Source organism: Priestia sp. BR_2 (assembly GCF_041954005.1).
GTDB lineage: Bacteria > Bacillota > Bacilli > Paenibacillales > Paenibacillaceae > Paenibacillus_AQ > Paenibacillus_AQ lautus_A.
In genome coordinates this window covers 165,003-182,968 of record NZ_JAVFHM010000351.1, presented here as the reverse complement: position 1 = coordinate 182,968, position 17,966 = coordinate 165,003, and the positions used below count along the sequence as shown (strand labels likewise).

Below are 17,966 nucleotides of genomic sequence, written 5' to 3'. Positions count from 1 at the left end.
TTTGCAGCCCTTCCAGCTAATGACTGAATGTAAAGCCGGTACCGGCAGAGTTAACCTCGTCTTAACACAGATTGGAGGTGGAATTAACAAGCGAGCGCTATACTCCCGAGTAGGTCTTTCGTTCATGAGCGGACTTACAACCGAGAGGAACCAGAGTCCAAGCATAGAGAAGGAGGAATTCATGTACATGTTAAGGAGCAAAAAGAGAATATCATCGCTGCTCAGCGGTGTGATGTTTCTATCGCTGCTGTTTCCCGCAGGACAAGCTGCTGCCGGCACAGCGGCCGCCGCTGCATCGGTCATTGATATGCGGCAGATGGAGATCGGGCCGGGGGCTACATACACGTGGGCGAATATGCAAAAAGGCAGCGGCGAGCAGAAGGTCCATATGGTGGAATTTGATCCATCGCAAGGAAATCTGGAGCTTCAGCCGGGTCTCACCGATGGCAAGGTATACGGCATGCAGGGAGTCAGCAAAATGGCGTCGGATGCCGATAAGGCAGGCAATCGCGTCATCGCGGCGGTGAACGGAGATTTCTACGATATGTCCACCGGAATTCCGCTCGGATTGTTCATGGGGGACGGAGAGCTGTTGACGGATCCGCCCAGCGGCCGGAACGCCTTTGGCATTAAACAGGACGGAACGAGCCTCTACGGCAGTCCGAAATTAACGAAAAACGTGACGATAGGCGGAACGGTCAGCAGCCTGTCCTCTATCAACCGTCTAAGAGGGACGGACGCACTTGTGCTTTATACCGAAAAATTCAATGCCACCACGATGACCAATAATCTGGGAGACGAAGTGATTCTGGATATCGTGAGCGGCAGGGCCGCCAGCGGGGAGACCTTGACGATGAAGGTGGTCTCGGTTGTTAAGGATCAGGGAAATTCGCCGATCGGCCAAGGTCAAGTGGTTCTGTCCGCATCGGGCTCGCAGCGGAGCAAGCTTGCCGGGCTGAAGGCAGGGGATGAAGTGACGGCGGGTTTTCAGCTGGATAACGAGTGGCAGGACGTCACGATGGCGATTGGCGGTACCGTGATGCTGGTCAAGGATGGGGTCGTGCAGCAGCATACCGATCCGGCTGTACACCCCAGAACGGTGGTGGGAACCAAAGCGGACGGCTCCGTCGTGCTGTTCGAGGTTGATGGCCGCCAGCCGGGGTTCAGTGAAGGGCTTAACTACATCGAGCTTGGCGAAATGCTGCAGGAACTTGGCGTGGTTAACGCACTGAATCTGGACGGAGGCGGTTCGGCTACCTTCGTTGCCCGCCTGCCGGGAGAAACGGAGCGCAAGGTGCTCAACTCGCCTTCTGACGGCGGGGAACGCAAAACGGCCAACGGCATTTTGCTGGTGAACAAAGCGCCTGAAGGAGCGGCGGATAAACTTGTCGTTGCACCGACGCTGGAAAGAGTGCTGACCGGTTCATCCGCTACCTTCAAAACGGCGGCCGTGGACCAGAATCTGCATCCGGCGAAAATGACGGAGGCCGCGGTTTGGGGCGTTGACCCAGCCTATGGGACGATCGACGCCAGCGGCACGTTTACGGCAGGCAACCAACCTGGATTGATCGAGGTATCCGTACAATCCGGTAATCTGACAGGGAAAGCCGCATTGGAAGTCGTTGATGAGCTGACTGAGCTCAAGTTCTCCGACGCCGTGAAGACCTTCTCTTCCGGCTCGACCGAGACGCTCAAGGTCACGGCGCTTCGCAATGGTCAAGTGATCCAGGCCGACAATAGCCGTTTGGAGTGGCGTACCGAAGGCGATATCGGGACGATTGACGGCAACGGAACGTTTACCGCTACGGACAAGCAGGACGTCAGCGGCAAAATCTTCGTGAAGTACGGTCAAATCGAGAACTCAATCGAAGTGAACGTCGGTCTTCCGCCGGTCATGCTCGAAGATTTCGAGAACGGCCTTAGCCGTTATAAACCAAGCGCCGGTGCGCAGTTCAAGTCGACCCAGGTATCCATTGAAACCGACGAGACCTATATTCGTTCCGGGAATGGCGCCTTGAAGCTGGAGTACGATTTTACCGGAATGACCGGTACCTCCGGTGCTTATCTGCAGACGAACGGCACCGCGGACAATATCGAAATTCCGGGCTATCCGGAGAAAATCAGCATGTGGGTCTACGGAGACGGCAACGCGCACTGGCTCCGTGCCCAAATTCGTGACAGCAAGGGTGCGATCCCGCTCGATTTCACCGATCAGACGGTCGGCGTCGATTTCAAGGGATGGAAGTATCTCGAAGCGTCCGTGCCCAAAGGAAGAACCCTTCCGCTGGTGATGGACATGCCGGTTCGATATATGGAAACACAGGCCGCGAAAAAAGACGCCGGTGCCATCTACGTGGACGAAATTCGGGCATTGTACGGTCCTGCCAACGACGATATCGACCCGCCGGTTCTGAAGAAATTCTCCCCGGCCGACGGTGCGGAGATTACAGAGAACACGCCGACCATTACCGTGTATGCCGAGGATGCCGGCTATGATCCTGTCGCGCACCCGGGAACGACGCTGATCGATCCGGACAAAATCCGATTCTATCTGGATGGCAGTCTGGTGCAGCATACCCTGTATCCGCCGGAAGGAAGAATCCATTACACGCCGAGCGTCCCGCTCGCCGATGGCGTTCATCAAGCCAAAGTCACCGTCCGTGATCTGTCGGGCAACCAAACGACCGAGGAATGGAACTTCACCGTAAATACCGGTGCAGCCAAGGTGGTGTACGATACGCCGGATACGATCTATGTTGGCGGCAGTTATACGCTGGATATCGGGGGCGTGAAGACATCCCAAATCCGCAGCGGCCATGTCGATTTCCAATTCGATCCCACCAAAGTGGAGAATTTGGAGCTCATACCGGGGGACAAGCTGACTGCATCCCAGGTTAGCGCAAGCATCGACGGTACAACAGGAAAGGTAAGAGTGACCTGGAAGGACATCCATACCGCATCCCTGCGGGATACGGATTGGATCGGCCAAATCCGGTACGACGTGAAAAAGAACGCAACCGGCAGCAGCATCATAGCGCTCACGTCCGGGGCGGTATCCTTCACCGATACGGGCAATACCGAATTTTCGTTCTATGGTCTTCCGATCGAATCGCAGATCGCAACGCATTATGCGCTGAGCTGGAATGAGGAAGGAATCGTAGAGGGATACGAAACGGTGTTCGAAGTTGCCGATGCCCAAGGGCAGCCTGTGGAAGGCGTACAGATCTTGGCAGACTCGGCAGCGGTGGGAACAACGGAGGCGGCGGGTATCCTGAAGACCGGGGCGCTGACGTCCCAGGTCAAGACGTATACCGTGCAGGCCGTCAAAGGCAATCAATACAGTCCGGCATTGGAGTTCAAGGTTTCGCCACTGGCTGGAAGCCCGACTCCTTTCAACATCAGCGTGGGCATGGGAGAAGATCCGGCCACGTCGCGGATGTTGAACTGGCACACGGACCCGGCGACGGAGGGGACCGTCGTGGAACTAGCGAAGCAATCCGAATTCACGGATTTCGATGCGCCGAACGTCCAGAAGTTCAATGGTGCCAGCGAGCTGTACCATACCTTGGATCTGGGGACGGTCCGCGTCCATAAAGCGACGGCGGCCGGTCTTGACCCAGGGACAGAGTATGTGTACCGTGTCGGTGACGGCCAAGGCCATTACAGTGTACAAGGCTCGTTTAAAACGACAGAGCTTGCGGGAGATACAACGAAATTCTTATACTTTGCGGATTCCCAGGCATCCACCGCCAAAGAGTTCGAGCTGTGGGGGAATACGATCGACAAGGCGGCAGCCGAGCATCCGGACGCCGAATTCATGGTCCATGCCGGGGATATGGTGGACAAGGGTTTCCTGGAGGAGCAGTGGAACTATTGGTTCGACGAAGCCCAGAAGCATTTCCTGAATACGACGTTAGTGTCGGCCATCGGCAACCATGAAGTGATGGGGACGAAGGAAAACGGAGACTTCCTGGCTCACTTTAACCAGCCGGGCAATGGCTTGGACAGCCTGAAGGGAACGAACTTCTCTTTTGATTACAAGGACGTTCATTTCATTATGCTGAACAGCGAGTATCAGCTGGAGGAGCAGAAGAAGTGGCTCCAGCAGGATCTGGCTAGCAATGACAAGGATTGGACCATCGCGATGTTCCACCGCGGTCCATACGGCAGCATCTACGATTCCGCCGAGGTACGCAGCCTGTGGGCGCCGGTGCTGGAGGAATTCGGCGTGGATCTCGTGTTAAACGGACATGATCATATTTATATTCGTTCCTACCCGATGATGAACAACCAGATCGCCGCGGACGGGAAGGGCACGACCTACGTCGTGGCGGGATCGTCAGGTCCTAAATTCTACTCCCACACGGAGCGGGGCTGGCATGAGGTGGTCGACGATGAACCAACACAGATGTATGCTTCTATCGAAGTGGAGGGAGACGAGCTTTATTACGTAACCAAAACGGTTGACGGACGCGTCGTGGATGAGTTTACTTTGGCGAAATCGGATACGAAGCCGGAGCCGCAGCGGATTGAAGTAACTCCAAACCAGCTGACGCTAGCTGTAGGCGAGAGCCAAAAGTTGCTGGCTCAAGTGAAACCACGCAGAGCAGAACAAACCGTTGTATGGTCCGTCTACCATTCCGAACCGTTGGATGACGTCATCAGCGTATCCGCAGACGGCATCGTGACGGCTCAAGGGCTGGGCAATGCCGTCGTCAGAGCGACCAGCACGGCGGCACCGGACGTTTATACAGACGTGAGTATTACGGTAGACCGAATCCCGAACGGCAGCATCGAATCGATCCTCTTAAGCGGCAAATCCGAGCTGAAGGTCGGGGATACCGATAAGACGGTAACCGAGGCGGTATATACCGACGGCAGCCGTATCCGTTTAATCGAAGGCATAACCTATGCGAGCAGTAAGCCGGACGTAGCTTCCATTGATGAACAGGGCTCGGTACGGGCTTTGGCAGAAGGGGCAACCGTTATTTCGGCAACCTATGAAGGGTTTAAGTCGGAATATGATTTGAAGGTGATCACCCGTAGTGGAGGGAATCCCGATCCGGGACCGGAGCCGCCGGTAGACCCGCCCGTGCAGCCGCCGGTAACGCCACCGGTTACGCCTCCCGTGACACCGCCGTCATCAGGCAGCATCACCTTATCCGCCAACGAGCTTGCAGCTAAACTGTCGAATGGGCAAGTGAGCTTGTCGGTAGATGGAAACTTTACGGATATCACGCTGCCAGGGAATGCAGCAGACATCCTCAAGGATGGTTCGATCCATCTTGAAGGGAAGAATTTGTCCCTAACGATCCCGGCCGAAGTGCTTCGCCAGCTGGGCGCCCTTGCAGATGCCGGCCAGCTTGAGAAGGGCACGATAAAACTGAGTGCCGTCACATTAACGGAGGCCGAGATGAAGCAGCGGATCGCGCAAGCTGCCCGCGTCTCCGGCGCTAAGCTGACAGCAGCCGGAGCCATGCTGGAGTTCGAGCTTAAACTGACGACAGCGGACGGCAAAGTCTACAGCTTAACCGAATTCGATCATCCAATTATGCTAGAACTGCCTTTATCTTCAGATGCTCATGGCAAAAGAATTTCCATGTACTATGTATCCGGCAGCGGAGAGCTGGAGTATATAGGCGGTGTAAACAAAGACGGCCGCATGGCCGCGGGAATCCGCCATTTCAGTGCTTACGGCTTGCTGGATTACGAGAAAACCTTTGCGGATGTGCCATCCTCGTTCTGGGCAGCGGAGGTGATCGGAGATTTGGCCGCGAAGCAGCTCATCGAAGGCGTCAGCGCGGACCGCTTCGCACCGGCGCAGCAAGTGACCCGGGCCGAGTTTGCCGCGATGCTGGTTCGTCTGCTGGATCTTAAGGCAGAAGGACCTGCGCCGTTCGCCGATGTAGCTTCAGGCAAATGGTACGCCGAGGCCGTGTCGGCGGCCGCCCAGTCCGGCATCGTGAACGGAACTGCCAAAGACCGTTTTGCACCGGACGCCCCGATCAAACGCCAGGAAATGGCGGCGATGCTGGTGCGCGCTTATGCCCACGCGATGAAACAACAGCAGGAGAACATCAGCGCGGGAAGCGGATTTGCCGATCTCGCCGAGTCTCCGGACTGGGTTCGCGAAGCGGTAGAAACCGCGCATGCCCTCGGATTTGTTCAGGGCCATGCGCCGAGCCGTTTTGCACCGGAAGGTTTGACCACGCGTGCGGAAAGCGCGCAGGTCATCCATAATCTGTTGAATAAGCTGAAGTAAAGCTTAGGCGAATATCGCCTCTCTCCACTGTAGAACTTCGCAGAGGAGAGAGGCTTTTTTTAGGTTAAAGTATGGCGGAAGTTCCGATATAATGATATACAAGGTCAATGAACGAACGTTAGCCGAAGTTACACCTATTGAGTAACCGGAAAGGGGGAAGAGGATGACGGAATACGCGAATACGCCGAAGCCGCCTTATTATGCTTGCATTTTTGTGTCCAAACGAACGGAGGGCGACCGGGGTTACGGAGCGATGTCCGATAAAATGGCGGAGCTCGCTGCGCAGCAGCCCGGTTATCTCGGGGTGGAATCCGCTCGGGACGAGGGTCTCGGGATCACGGTTTCGTATTGGGACTCCCTGGAGTCCATACGTTTATGGAAGGAGAACGCGGCTCATCAGGTAGCCCAGGAACGGGGCAAGAACGAGTGGTATGAAAGCTTTGGCTTGCGAATTTGCAAGGTGGAGCGGGACAGCTTCTATAAGCTTTAGGCAAGGCCAGATCATGGAGAGGAAGAGGAGGAGTTTTATGGTGCAGAATCCGGGCAAGGTCAAATGGGGAATTATGGGGACGGGCTGGATTGCGGAGCAGTTTGCAGCCGATTTGGCGTATGTGGACAATGCTCAGTTTCTGGCGGTCGGTTCCCGTACGGCCAGCAGTGCAGGCGAGTTTGCGTCGAAATACGATATACCGCGGGCGTATGGCAGTTACGAGGAGCTCGTGTCGGATCCTGATGTCGACGTTGTGTACATAGCGACTCCGCATCCGATGCACAGGGACCATGCGCTGATGTGTCTCCAAGCAGGCAAATCCGTTCTGTGCGAAAAGCCCTTTACGATCAACGGGGATGAGCTGGAGGAGTTAGTCGCAGCAGCACGGGAGCATAAGCTGTTCCTGATGGAGGCCATGTGGACGCGTTTCCTTCCGCCGATCCGGCAGGTGCGCGAATGGCTGAAGGACGGTCTTATCGGCGACGTCCGGCTGGTGAAGGCCGATTTCGGTTTCCGGAGCGGCTGGAATCCGCAGGGCCGTTTGCTGAATTTGGAGCTCGGCGGGGGCGCGCTGCTGGATGCGGGCATTTATCCGGTGTCGTTTGCGGCCATGATCTTTGGAGCCGAGCCCGAGAAGATATGGAGTACGGCGCATATCGGCGAGACGGGCGTAGATGAGCAGTTCTCCGTTATTCTATCCTATGAATCAGGCAAGACGGCATCGTTAAACGGGGCGATCCGGCTGGGATTGACGAATGAAGCTTATATTTATGGCACCAACGGGCATATCCACATTCCGTCCTTCTTGAACGCGACATCCGCTGCGCTTCATGTCGATGGCGAGGAACCGGTGGTTGTGAAGGATGATCGTCAAGAGAAGGGATATAGCTTCGAGGCTTACGAAGTGGGACGCTGCCTGCTGGAAGGGCGGCTCGAGAGCGATGTGATGCCGCTGGACGAATCGCTTGCGATTATGAGGCTGCTGGATCAGATCCGGGGGCAGTGGGGATTGAAGTATCCTTCGGAAGGTTAAGCCGTGACGCTTATGATCGGGCTTCTTGAGTATACGAAATAAAAGAATGGTTTGAAGCAGCCAATACGGGCTTTGCCTCGTATTGGCTTTTTTTGGTCATTGTACGTCATGCGGACTAAAATTCCTGCCGGAGATTTAAAATTATATTTTACAAAAACTATTGAAATTTGAAATAAAATTTCAATATGATAGTGATAGAGATGAATACAGGTACATCAGCATGACGTCATCTACTTCAGTCGCATGATCGGAGGTGAGCGGCAGCGATTTCGCTGGAAATCGGGCTTCGGTTCGGATAGCAAGCACTCATACCATAGGGAGTGAATTGATGAATGATAACCAAAAGGCGTGTCTATCGAAGCAGTAAGTCCATTCTGTCCATGACGTTGGCATTCGCCGTGATGCTCAGCTCGGCCGTGTCTGTTTGGGGCAATTCCGTTGAAACGAACGCAAGCGCAGGACAGCCGGAAGCAGCGGTGCTGGAGGATTTCGAATCGGTAACGAATTTATTTGCGTCTTCCGCAAGGGGGAAGGCCCAGCTGGATTTGGCGGGGAGGCCGGAGCCGATTTATTACGGACATCACGCTGCAGCCTTAAGCTATGATTTTGTGGGCAGCGAATCCGGCACCTCGGCGGCTTATCTCAATTTCAGAGACCCGGATGGATCAACAGGCAGGAGCGTTCCCGGATCACCGAAGGCACTCGGCTTGTGGGTTTACGGCGACGGCGGCAACCACTGGCTCCGTGCACAGCTTCAGGATTCTTCCGGCGGCAAGCATACCGTTGATTTTACAGCCACCTCCGGTCTTAACTGGAAGGGCTGGAAATACGTCAAATTAAACATTCCCTCTACCATTCAGGCTCCTCTCAAAGTGAATCAAATCTACGTAGCCGAATTAAAAGACACGAATAAAAACAAAGGTGCCTTATACTTCGACAGGCTGTCCGCCTTCTATACGGCTTCTCCGGTATATGGGCTCGACATCGGCGGACTGACGCCTATGGGCGTCGGTGAAGCGGTCAAACCGCAAGTGTATGCAACCTATGAAGGACAGTCGGAGCCAACGTTGCTGACATCCGGTGTGAAACTGACCAGCAGCGACGAATCCGTTGCCACCGTGACAGGCGCTACATACGACACCATTGAAGCATTGGCACCGGGAACGGTGACCATCACGGCCGAGTACGGCGATGCGCCAAAAGCCCAGCTGGAGCTGCATGTGGCGGCGGATGCCCCGGCTCCCCATGAATTGCTGGTGTCCGGGCCGCTTCATATGGAGACTAGCGTTACCGACAACATGAGAACCAGCGTGGTTTACTCCGTCTACGGAAACCAGACGGATCCGGTGTGGATGACCGAAGGCATTAGCTATACAAGCGATCAGCCTGGCGTTGTATCGGTCGATCAAGCGGGTCGACTGACCGCGGTTTCCGAAGGGACGGCTGCCATTACGGCGTCTTACCGGGGAGCATCCGCTCATCATACCATTACCGTAACGGATCCGGTTCCTGTTTTGCAAAGCATTAAACTTCAGGGGCTTACGTCCGTGACGGTTGGAGATTCTTTTGAAACGGTGGTATCCGCCACGTACTCATGGATGGCTGAACCGCAGACCATAGAGGAGGGCGTTACGTTTACCAGCAGCAACCCGGACGTCGCTTCGGTTTCTGATCAAGGGGTGGTGAGCGGTTTGAAGGTAGGCTCCGCTAGAATAACAGCCGCGTTCCAAGGAAAGACCGATTCGCTCTATATCACCGTGAATGAAGCTTCACGGCATCCGAAAAGCGAGATGAGGGCGGCATGGATCGCCACCGTCGATAATATCGACTGGCCGGCTAAAGGGGTTACCGATCCGGAGCAGCAGAAGCAGCAATTCATTCAGCTGCTCGATCAACTGGAGGATGCCGGAATGAACGCGGTCATCATGCAGATCAAACCGACGGCGGATGCTTTTTACCCGTCCCAATACGGGCCTTGGTCCGAGTGGCTGACAGGTGAACAAGGCAAGGATCCGGGTTACGATCCGCTGGCATTCCTGCTCGAGGAAGTGCATAAGCGAAACATGGAGTTCCACGCCTGGTTCAATCCGTATCGCATCAGCCTGCAGGGAGACATCAACAAGCTGGTGGCGGATCACCCGGCCAGACAGCATCCCGAATGGGTCGAGGAATACGGCGGCAAGCTGTATTTCAATCCGGGGGTGCCGGAGGCGCAGCAGTTCATTATTGACGGCATCATGGAGGTCGTTCGGAATTACGATATCGACGCCGTGCATTTTGACGATTATTTCTACCCGTATCCCGTAACGGGCGTGGATTTCCCGGATACGGATACGTTTAATCAGTACAAGGGCTCCTTTACGAACAAGAGCGATTGGAGAAGAAATAACGTCAATACCTTCATTCAAAACGTGAAGGAAGCCATCAAGGCGGAGAAGGGCTACGTGAAATTCGGCATCAGCCCGTTTGGTATTTGGAAAAACAAATCCAGCGATCCGTCCGGCTCCGAAACGACGGGACTCGAGAGTTATCATGCGATTTACGCGGATTCGAAGAAATGGGTCGAAGAAGAGTGGATCGACTATATCACGCCGCAGATTTATTGGAACATCGGGTACTCCGCAGCGGCTTACGATAAGCTGATCGATTGGTGGAGCGGGATCGTGTCCGGCAAGAACGTTCATCTGTACAGCGGACAAGCCGTATATAGAATCGGGTCGAATGCCGACTGGTCCAATCCCGACGAAATGCCGAACCAGATCCAATACAATCGAAACTTCGAGGAAGTTCGGGGCAGCATGTATTTCAGCTCCAAATGGTTTAAGGACAACGCGCTTGGATTTACGGACAGACTGAAAAACGATTTGTACCGATACCCGGCGCTCATCCCGGCCATGCCTTGGATTGAATCGGAGGCACCGGCTGCGACCAAGAAGCCAAAGGCCGACCAAGTACAGGAAGGCGTGAAGCTCAGCTGGTCTTCGTCTGACGACGAGACGTATTACGCGGTTTATCGCTTTAACGGTCGGGAAACCGGCAGCGTTCAGTTACCGGCGAATTTAATAGGGACTTTCAGGAAAAACGCCGGAATGACGCAGTTCTTTGTTGATCGTACCGTTGTAAAGGGACAAACCTACACGTATGTGGTGACGGCTGTCGATCGTTTGCATAACGAGAGCGCCCCGAGCCCTTCCGTAACGATTAAAGCGGGGGACCACGGCCAGCCGCCGGTTGACCCGCCGGGGAATCCGAACCCGCCGGTGACACCGCCGGTCACTCCGCCTGGGAAACCGAATCCACCGGTAACACCGCCGGTGACTCCACCCGTAACGCCTCCGGTGACACCGCCGGTCAACCCGCCGACGCCGCCGAAACCTCCGGTGTTCCGCGATGTGGACGGCGTTGGCTGGGCAAAAGCGGCGATTGAGGAACTGGCGGCGCTTGGCATCGTAGAGGGGGTGGGACAGGATTCGTTCCGGCCGATGAAATCGGTGACAAGAGCCGAATTCCTGGCCATGCTTGTCCGGGCTTTCCAGCTGACGGGGGCGGCCGACCTGGAATTTACTGACGTGAAGCCGACCGATTGGCATTATACCGTCATCGCATCTGCGGTAGATGCCGGCCTAGCTCAAGGAATCGGTGGCGGCAAATTCGATCCGAACCGGCCGATCACCCGCCAGGAAATGGCGATCATGAGCGCCAACGCGCTGACATTATTCACCGATATGAAGGCAGAGGATGAGAACGGCACCTTGGCGAAGTTTAAAGACGGCAGCAGCATTGCAGGCTATGCAAGGAACGCGGTTGCCCTCTTGGCCGAGAAAGGCGTGATACAAGGCACCGGCAATGACCGGTTTATGCCGAAAGGAATCGCCAATCGCGCTCAGGCAGCGGTCATCATCCACAACCTGTTGAAATTGTAGAACCTGTAAAAAAGGGACATCCTTAGGCATAATGCCTTAGGACGTCCCTTTTGCTGCTTGTTCCAATCGACATGCTCCATGGTACAATAGAGGCATTATGTCTTGAAGTGTGGTGCATGGTCAAAAAATTAGGAATGGCACTTGTCTACGTTGCCGTGGGTGGTCTTATTTACTATAAAGGCGAGTTCATATTGGCATGGATTCGATCGACAGACAGCATCATGCTGATCATGCTCGTCGCTGTCGCCATGGCTCTGTTCCCGGTGATCCCTTATCCCGTTGTCGGCGGCGTAATCGGGGCGGCCCTGGGTCCGGTTATCGGCGGGATGGTTACTTGGGTCGGCTCCACAGCTGCTTCCATCCTGATGTTCATGTTCATCCGCTACGGTTATCAGGAATGGGGCAACCGGGCGCTTCACCGTTACAACAGCCTGGGAAAAGTGACCACGATGTTTGAACGGAACGCCTTTTTGACCATCCTGTTTACCCGGTTGATCCCGTTTATTCCTTCCATTGTCATCAATGTGTACGCAGCGCTCAGCAAGGTAACGTTCGTATCGTACAGCTTGGCGTCCGCATTGGGCAAAATTCCCGCCATGCTGCTGTTCTCGATGGTAGGAGACAATTTGATGTCCAATCCTTCCCATATCCTAATAACCATAGGCGTATATGGCGTATTTCTTGCCGTAACCCTTCTGGTTTACCGCTTGTCGGGCTTTGGCCGTTCGGGAAGAACGGAGGCCAAACGCTTATAGGCGTTCGATCGATGAGGTGGGACCGCTTCGCTCCGGAGGTGCTAAGGTCTCGCCTTTTTTCTGTTGGAACCATGCCCGTACGGCTTCGATCTCTTGCTGTTCCATTCCGCTTAAACTCTCGTTGATTTCGCTGAATATCATCTTCACTTGAAGGGACAGAAGCCCCTTTCTACGCTGCCTGCGGGTACCGCTGACCTCCATGGCAATGATCTGCGGCCGGCGTATGTACCTGGTGGACATTGCTATGAAGCGGCTGCGGATCGTAAGCTGTTTACCCGTGAGGTTCAGTCCGGAATCCCGGTGCGACAGAAGTCCCCAGGCCAACGAGAGCGGAAGCAGCAGGAGCGACAATAAACCGAGCCTGTCAAAATACCAAATGCATGCGGCGCTGACCGCTGCGGCAAAAGCCAGCTTCCAGCGGACGTACATCCATCTGGCGCGGGGCGGCGGCGAAGCCGAAATGGCCTGAGCGCTGAATTGAGGCGTAACCCGCTTCAGCAGCGCCGGGATATCCCCGGTCCTCAGCAGAGGATGCAGCATGAAATGTTTCTCGGACTCTGACGTAAGCACATGAACCTTCACTTCGGCGTAACCGAACCATCGCCGGAATACGCCTTCCTTTACGGTTATGGCCAATACGCGTTCCGGGGAGAATAGCAGTCTTTTTCTCTCCAGCAGGCCGCAGCTGACCGAGATTTGTTTCCCGAAACGCTCGACGGTAAATCCGGCATATTTGATCGTGTAGAGCACGGCCGAGAGCAGCCAGGACACGATGAGCGCCAATGCCGCGATGCTGATCCAGCTGCCGGGCAGCAGCTTCCCTGCCGATTGAAACAGCGATTGGTACATCCGATCCGGCAGCAGGTCGTCGGCAAAAGACACGATACCGCCCACAAAGGCTAAAGCCAATGACAGGTTGGGCGAGGATAGAGCGGCAATGAGCAGACGGCCCGAGGATAGCTGGAGCAGCGTGCTGCGTTCTTCCTCGGCCGGGATGGGACGGCTTGCCTTTTCTCTGCCGGCGGCGTCGGATTCGGAATCCATCAACGGAACGCTCTCGAAGTCCCGGTTATGATACGACGGGTGGTGAACGGATTCATAAGCCTCCGGGGTCCCCGGAGAAGGAACGGACGATCTCTCCGTCTCTGAGGAAAGGCTCTGACCGGATCGGCCGGAGTTTTCCGCAGCTGGGTGAACCTCGCGATCCGCCTGCCTGGTTTGGGTTTGCTCGCGCAGCCAGCGCTGCAGCCGTTCGCCTTCGCTATTGGTGACGGCCGGCAGGATGCCGCCGCCGCCTTCCTTTTTGCCCGGCGTTTCGATCCGGACCTGGGTAAGCCCCAATAAACGCTGCAGCAAGGGCTGCTCCATATTCATGGAATGGATGCGGCCCGTATAAATGGACATTTCCTCCCGGAACAGCACGCCGCGGCGGATGAGGATTTTGTCTTCTTCCAGCGTATAGACGAAGCGTTTCCACTTCAGATACCCGTACAGGAGCAGAAGGGAGACCAGGATGACGATGGCGGCGGACAGCCAATACCAAGGGATGTCGCGCAGCGATTTTCCGTTAAGGAATTTGATGGATACCAGGGCTGCGATCGGAATGAGCGATTTTACGCTGCCTACGAGCGGGAACAGGATGAACAGCCGGTGCAGTCTTGTCGGTTCATTCATCATGATCCACCACTCTGGCCAGCTCGCCGATCTGTTTCTTTAACTCCTCCGCTTCTTCCAGCTTGAGCGCTTGAATGACATGGGTCGTTGCGGCCGTGACGACCTTGACCTTGGCTAAGCCGTATTTGCGAAGAAGCGGCCCCCGTTCCAGCTCGACATGCTGCACCCGCGTCATGGGAACGAGGGTGTCGCTGAGCCAGATCCAGCCGGAGCGAAGCTCCAATTCCTCCTCGCTGACTTTAAAGCCGAATTGTTTGTAAGTGAAAGAGGGCACGGCCCAAGTAAACCAGGCTCCGAGAACCAGGAGTCCGATGGTGATCCACCCGGGAATGAGGGTCCATCCGAATATAGCCGCGATGATCAGATAAGCTGCTGCAGCGAGCATAATAATTCCGTCCGTGATGAAGCCCGTTATGCGGGAGATCGTGACGGAGTCCGGGTGGCACTTGCGCATGGCGTCAAGCCGATGGTCCATATGTAGGTTCCTCCTTGATGTTAAAGATTCGATCATTCCTTACCTATATGTATGTCTACGTTGCTAGGGAAAACCGCGTTTCATTCCGCCCCTGTTTGCTTGCCGTGCTTATCATTGTAGCATAACAGATTAACGATCATCTGAACCAGACCTAACGGTTGCATGAACACATCCCGATTCTGTTAAGCTTGAGTTAAGAAAGCTGATGAAATGATCGAGAAGAAAGGATGGCTGATCATGAAAATAGACCGGCTGTTAGCCATAACCGTCCTGCTTCTTAACCGTGGGAGACTGAGCGCCAAAGAACTGGCGGATCGGTTCGAGGTATCCAGCAAGACAATATACCGAGATATGGATACGCTGTGCAAAGCCGGCATTCCGATTGTTGCCCACCAGGGGATCACCGGCGGATTTGAGATCATGGAGCATTATATGATCGATAAGTACTGGCTGTCCGCCGAGGAGATGAGCACCTTGGTTACAGCCGTTAAGGGGCTGAGCAGCGCACTGGAGGATCCGCAGATGGGCATGCTGCTGGAGAAGATCAAAGCGCTGCTGCGCAGGGTAGAGCAGGGACTTGGCGATGAATATCGGAAGGAGCCCGTAGTCATGGACTTTCAGCCTTGGGGACAGCGTCAGGGACTGAAACCCGCCGTGGGCTTGCTCAAACAAGCCATTCATGACAAGCGCAGGGTGCAGATGGAATATATCGATGCGGAAGGCAGCGCGGAGCGAAGAACCATTGAACCGGCATCCTTGTTTCTGAAGGGCAATGTTTGGTATGTGCAGGCCTTTTGCCTGGAGCGGGAAGATTTTCGCCTCTTCCGGTTGTCGCGCATGCAGGATATCAAGATGCTGAGCGAAGCGTATGAGCCAAGGCCATGGCCCGGCAAGGAACGTTTGGAATGGGACTCCTCCTGGTCCAATGTTCGGGAGCAGGAGACCGTGCTGCTATTCGAGGCTGCCGCGCGTCAGCGGGTGGCGGATATGTTTCCGCCGGAACAAGTGACCGTCAACCCGGACGGATCTTTGCGCGTTCATGTGTTATACAAGCTGGACGAGTGGTTTTACGGCATGATTCTGAGCTTCGGGGATCAAGTGCTGGTTGAGCTTCCGGGCGAAGCAGCCGAGGAAGTGAAGCGAAGGGCGAAACGGATGCTGCTGCGTTACGATAACCCGGACAGATAGATGTCCACGTTACCTCTTTAGAATAGAGATATATTCATCTCAAGGAGGAAACAACTATGAGTCATAGTCAACAGCAGAATCAAAGTGAACGATGGATCGAAACTAGACCCGCCATGTCCATTCAGGGCGTCGGCGTCCGAACGACAAACGAAGCGGAGGCAGGACCGCAAGGCAAAATACCGCAGTTATGGGATCGGTATTTCCAAAGCGGCTTGCAGGCACGATTATCTGATAAGGATCAAGCCATCTATGGGTTGTACACGGATTACGAAAGCGACGCATCCGGGTCGTATACCTTAATAATCGGCAACAGGATAGATGAAGACGTGGCTGCCGAAACCTCCAGTGAACTTCAGCAAGCCTCCGTCCCTGCATCCAGGTATTTGGTATTCCGGACAAGACGCGGCCCCTTAATGGAGATCGTGCCTGAGGTATGGCATGAAATTTGGAGCTACTTCGACCAAGCGGCGGAAAAAAGAACCTATACGGGCGATTACGAACGCTATGACATGCAGCAGTTTGATCCTGCGAATACTGTGGTGAACGTATATATCGCAATTGAATAGCCGCGAAGCATCGGAAGACCGGTTCGGGTGCCTGGAGCTGATAAGACGATCCAAAGGGAATACGATCCGATCCGGGCCAACCGATGGTTGTCAACATCAAATAGAGGGTGTCTCAAAAGATCCTGGATCTTGCGAGATGCCCTTCTTGCTGTTTGAAGATGCCCCGGGCTTTTTGACCATCGTCATGAAGGAGGTGCCGCCCTTATCGAACGTTGCAGCCTCCGAGAAGCCAAGCTTGGCATACAGGCGAATGGCTCGTTCGTTGAATCGGGCTACGGTCAGCCGAAACGATTTGCGTTGGTGAAGTTCTCCCATGGATGCCAGCACGCAGTAGAGGAACTTGTGTCCCAAGCCTTTTCCCGTCAGCTCCGGTTTCATGCCGAGTCCGATATCGAGCAGATCCTCATCGTATGCCCCTAACGGGATCGCAATCGGTATTTGGGCTGATGAACCCGTGCAGCAAAAACCGATCAATTGCTGCTCATCGTCCAGTATGGCGTAATACGAACATTCCAGAAGCTCTCTTCGAAACTCCTCATCCTGTCCGCTGTCGTAGAAGTCATAGGGAGGTTCATAGTTCCAAGACATGATTTGATCGGCAAACGCCTCCGTCATGGCAGTGATATGATAAGTCATTAATCTCATCCTTTATGTCTATTGATATCGTTTCTTCATCGTTTATTTCTGCACGATCAGCACAAAAACCTCCTCTTCCATATTCGCAGCGGGCCTGATCGGCCTAACTGCCATGGAAGAGAAGGTTTCATTCAACCCATTATTTAAACCCGGTCAACGCCGATCCCGATTTCATGAAATACTTCTGTCCGAAGAAATAGATCAGGATCATGGGAATCGCCATGATGGTGGATGCCGCCATCAGTTTCTCCCACTGCGCCCCGTGGTCCTGCTGAAAGCTTTGCAGGCCGACGGTGATGGTCCATTTGGCCGAATCGTTCAGATAGATGAGCGGTCCCATGAAATCCACGTACGACCACACAAAAGAGAATAAAGCAACGGTGGCCAGTGCCGGCTTCAGGATCGGCATAATGATCTTGATATAGATCCGCAGCTCCGAAGCCCCGTCGATCTTTGCTGCCTCGGACAATTCGGTCGGCACGCCAAGCAGAAACTGCCGAAGCAAAAAGATGAAGAACGGCGCCCCGAAGAATGCGCCGATGGTAAGCGGCATGATCGTATTGACCCAGCCGAGCTTGGTGAAGATGATGTACTGCGGAATCATCTGCACTTGAGCCGGCAGAATCATGGTTGCCACGACGATGGTAAAGATGATGTTCCGGCCCCTCCAGGGGATGCGGGAAATCGAGTAGGCTACCAGCGGTGCAGAGAATAGCTGGCCGATGATATTCACCATACAAATCAGAAACGTGTTCATCATGTAGCGGGTAAACGGAATGGCAGAAAGCGCCTCTTTATAATTGGACCACTGGAACGTCTCCGGGAAAATGCTCGGCGGGAACTCGAGTATCTCCTCCGGCGTTTTCAGCGAGGTCATCACCAGCCATACAAATGGAAACAGGAAGATCACAGCGAATAGAAGAAGGACTACATGCGGCAAGATAACCCGCAACCTGACAGCCAT

The 17,966-nt window shown here is 54.6% G+C and carries 11 protein-coding genes; 7 read left to right on the top strand and 4 right to left on the bottom strand.

What is annotated here, in order from left to right:
* The first annotated feature begins 187 nt into the window (after nt 1-187).
* The 5 genes from RB298_RS32535 to RB298_RS32515 all read left to right on the top strand — a co-directional run bounded on the left by RB298_RS32535 (nt 188) and on the right by RB298_RS32515 (nt 12,463).
* Complete coding sequence (locus tag RB298_RS32535) at nt 188-6,262, top strand: phosphodiester glycosidase family protein (protein ID WP_486050422.1); 6,075 nt, start codon at nt 188-190, stop codon at nt 6,260-6,262.
* 163 nt (nt 6,263-6,425) lie between these two features.
* The gene (locus RB298_RS32530; RefSeq protein ID WP_096775216.1) at nt 6,426-6,752 is read left to right on the top strand and encodes an antibiotic biosynthesis monooxygenase family protein; all 327 of its coding nucleotides are present in this window, start codon (nt 6,426-6,428) and stop codon (nt 6,750-6,752) included.
* Between the two features lie 37 nt (nt 6,753-6,789).
* Complete coding sequence (locus tag RB298_RS32525) at nt 6,790-7,785, top strand: Gfo/Idh/MocA family protein (RefSeq protein WP_486050420.1); 996 nt, start codon at nt 6,790-6,792, stop codon at nt 7,783-7,785.
* A gap of 332 nt (nt 7,786-8,117) precedes the next feature.
* Nucleotides 8,118-11,708: a family 10 glycosylhydrolase gene (locus RB298_RS32520; RefSeq protein WP_486050418.1), complete on the top strand. Its 3,591-nt coding sequence runs from the start codon at nt 8,118-8,120 to the stop codon at nt 11,706-11,708.
* A gap of 116 nt (nt 11,709-11,824) precedes the next feature.
* Entirely contained in the window at nt 11,825-12,463 is a 639-nt protein-coding gene (locus RB298_RS32515; protein WP_012819394.1) for a TVP38/TMEM64 family protein, read from the top strand.
* Here RB298_RS32515 and RB298_RS32510 read toward each other — a convergent pair.
* Nucleotides 12,458-14,137, bottom strand: coding sequence for a PH domain-containing protein (locus RB298_RS32510; RefSeq protein ID WP_486050588.1), 1,680 nt, complete (start codon nt 14,135-14,137; stop codon nt 12,458-12,460). The two genes, RB298_RS32515 and RB298_RS32510, sit on opposite strands and share 6 nt — an antisense overlap.
* Nucleotides 14,130-14,612: a PH domain-containing protein gene (locus RB298_RS32505; RefSeq protein ID WP_452517396.1), complete on the bottom strand. Its 483-nt coding sequence runs from the start codon at nt 14,610-14,612 to the stop codon at nt 14,130-14,132. The genes RB298_RS32510 and RB298_RS32505 overlap by 8 nt, the downstream gene beginning before the upstream one ends.
* Nucleotides 14,613-14,849: 237 nt before the next feature.
* On the opposite strand from RB298_RS32505, the gene RB298_RS32500 reads away from it, so the two are divergent.
* Both RB298_RS32500 and RB298_RS32495 read left to right on the top strand, forming a co-directional pair.
* On the top strand, nt 14,850-15,800 hold the full coding sequence (locus RB298_RS32500; protein ID WP_486050415.1) for a helix-turn-helix transcriptional regulator: 951 nt from the start codon (nt 14,850-14,852) through the stop codon (nt 15,798-15,800).
* A gap of 56 nt (nt 15,801-15,856) precedes the next feature.
* On the top strand, nt 15,857-16,366 hold the full coding sequence (locus tag RB298_RS32495; RefSeq protein WP_192569466.1) for a GyrI-like domain-containing protein: 510 nt from the start codon (nt 15,857-15,859) through the stop codon (nt 16,364-16,366).
* A gap of 96 nt (nt 16,367-16,462) precedes the next feature.
* Here RB298_RS32495 and RB298_RS32490 read toward each other — a convergent pair whose 3' ends face one another.
* Nucleotides 16,463-17,002 carry a GNAT family N-acetyltransferase gene (locus RB298_RS32490; protein ID WP_486050413.1) on the bottom strand — a complete coding sequence of 180 codons (540 nt, stop codon included), beginning with the start codon at nt 17,000-17,002 and terminating at the stop codon, nt 16,463-16,465.
* 139 nt (nt 17,003-17,141) lie between these two features.
* Complete coding sequence (locus RB298_RS32485) at nt 17,142-17,966, bottom strand: carbohydrate ABC transporter permease (protein WP_090910644.1); 825 nt, start codon at nt 17,964-17,966, stop codon at nt 17,142-17,144.

What these genes read in the sequence shown, in the direction of transcription:
- RB298_RS32535 (WP_486050422.1), top strand. Translation starts at nt 188, where the DNA reads ATGTTAAGGAGCAAAAAGAGAATATCATCGCTGCTCAGCGGTGTGATG.
- RB298_RS32530 (WP_096775216.1), top strand. Translation starts at nt 6,426, where the DNA reads ATGACGGAATACGCGAATACGCCGAAGCCGCCTTATTATGCTTGCATT.
- RB298_RS32525 (WP_486050420.1), top strand. Translation starts at nt 6,790, where the DNA reads ATGGTGCAGAATCCGGGCAAGGTCAAATGGGGAATTATGGGGACGGGC.
- RB298_RS32520 (WP_486050418.1), top strand. Translation starts at nt 8,118, where the DNA reads ATGATAACCAAAAGGCGTGTCTATCGAAGCAGTAAGTCCATTCTGTCC.
- RB298_RS32515 (WP_012819394.1), top strand. Translation starts at nt 11,825, where the DNA reads ATGGTCAAAAAATTAGGAATGGCACTTGTCTACGTTGCCGTGGGTGGT.
- RB298_RS32510 (WP_486050588.1), bottom strand. Translation starts at nt 14,137, where the DNA reads ATGAATGAACCGACAAGACTGCACCGGCTGTTCATCCTGTTCCCGCTC.
- RB298_RS32505 (WP_452517396.1), bottom strand. Translation starts at nt 14,612, where the DNA reads ATGGACCATCGGCTTGACGCCATGCGCAAGTGCCACCCGGACTCCGTC.
- RB298_RS32500 (WP_486050415.1), top strand. Translation starts at nt 14,850, where the DNA reads ATGAAAATAGACCGGCTGTTAGCCATAACCGTCCTGCTTCTTAACCGT.
- RB298_RS32495 (WP_192569466.1), top strand. Translation starts at nt 15,857, where the DNA reads ATGAGTCATAGTCAACAGCAGAATCAAAGTGAACGATGGATCGAAACT.
- RB298_RS32490 (WP_486050413.1), bottom strand. Translation starts at nt 17,002, where the DNA reads ATGACTTATCATATCACTGCCATGACGGAGGCGTTTGCCGATCAAATC.
- RB298_RS32485 (WP_090910644.1), bottom strand. Translation starts at nt 17,966, where the DNA reads ATGGCTGTCAGGTTGCGGGTTATCTTGCCGCATGTAGTCCTTCTTCTA.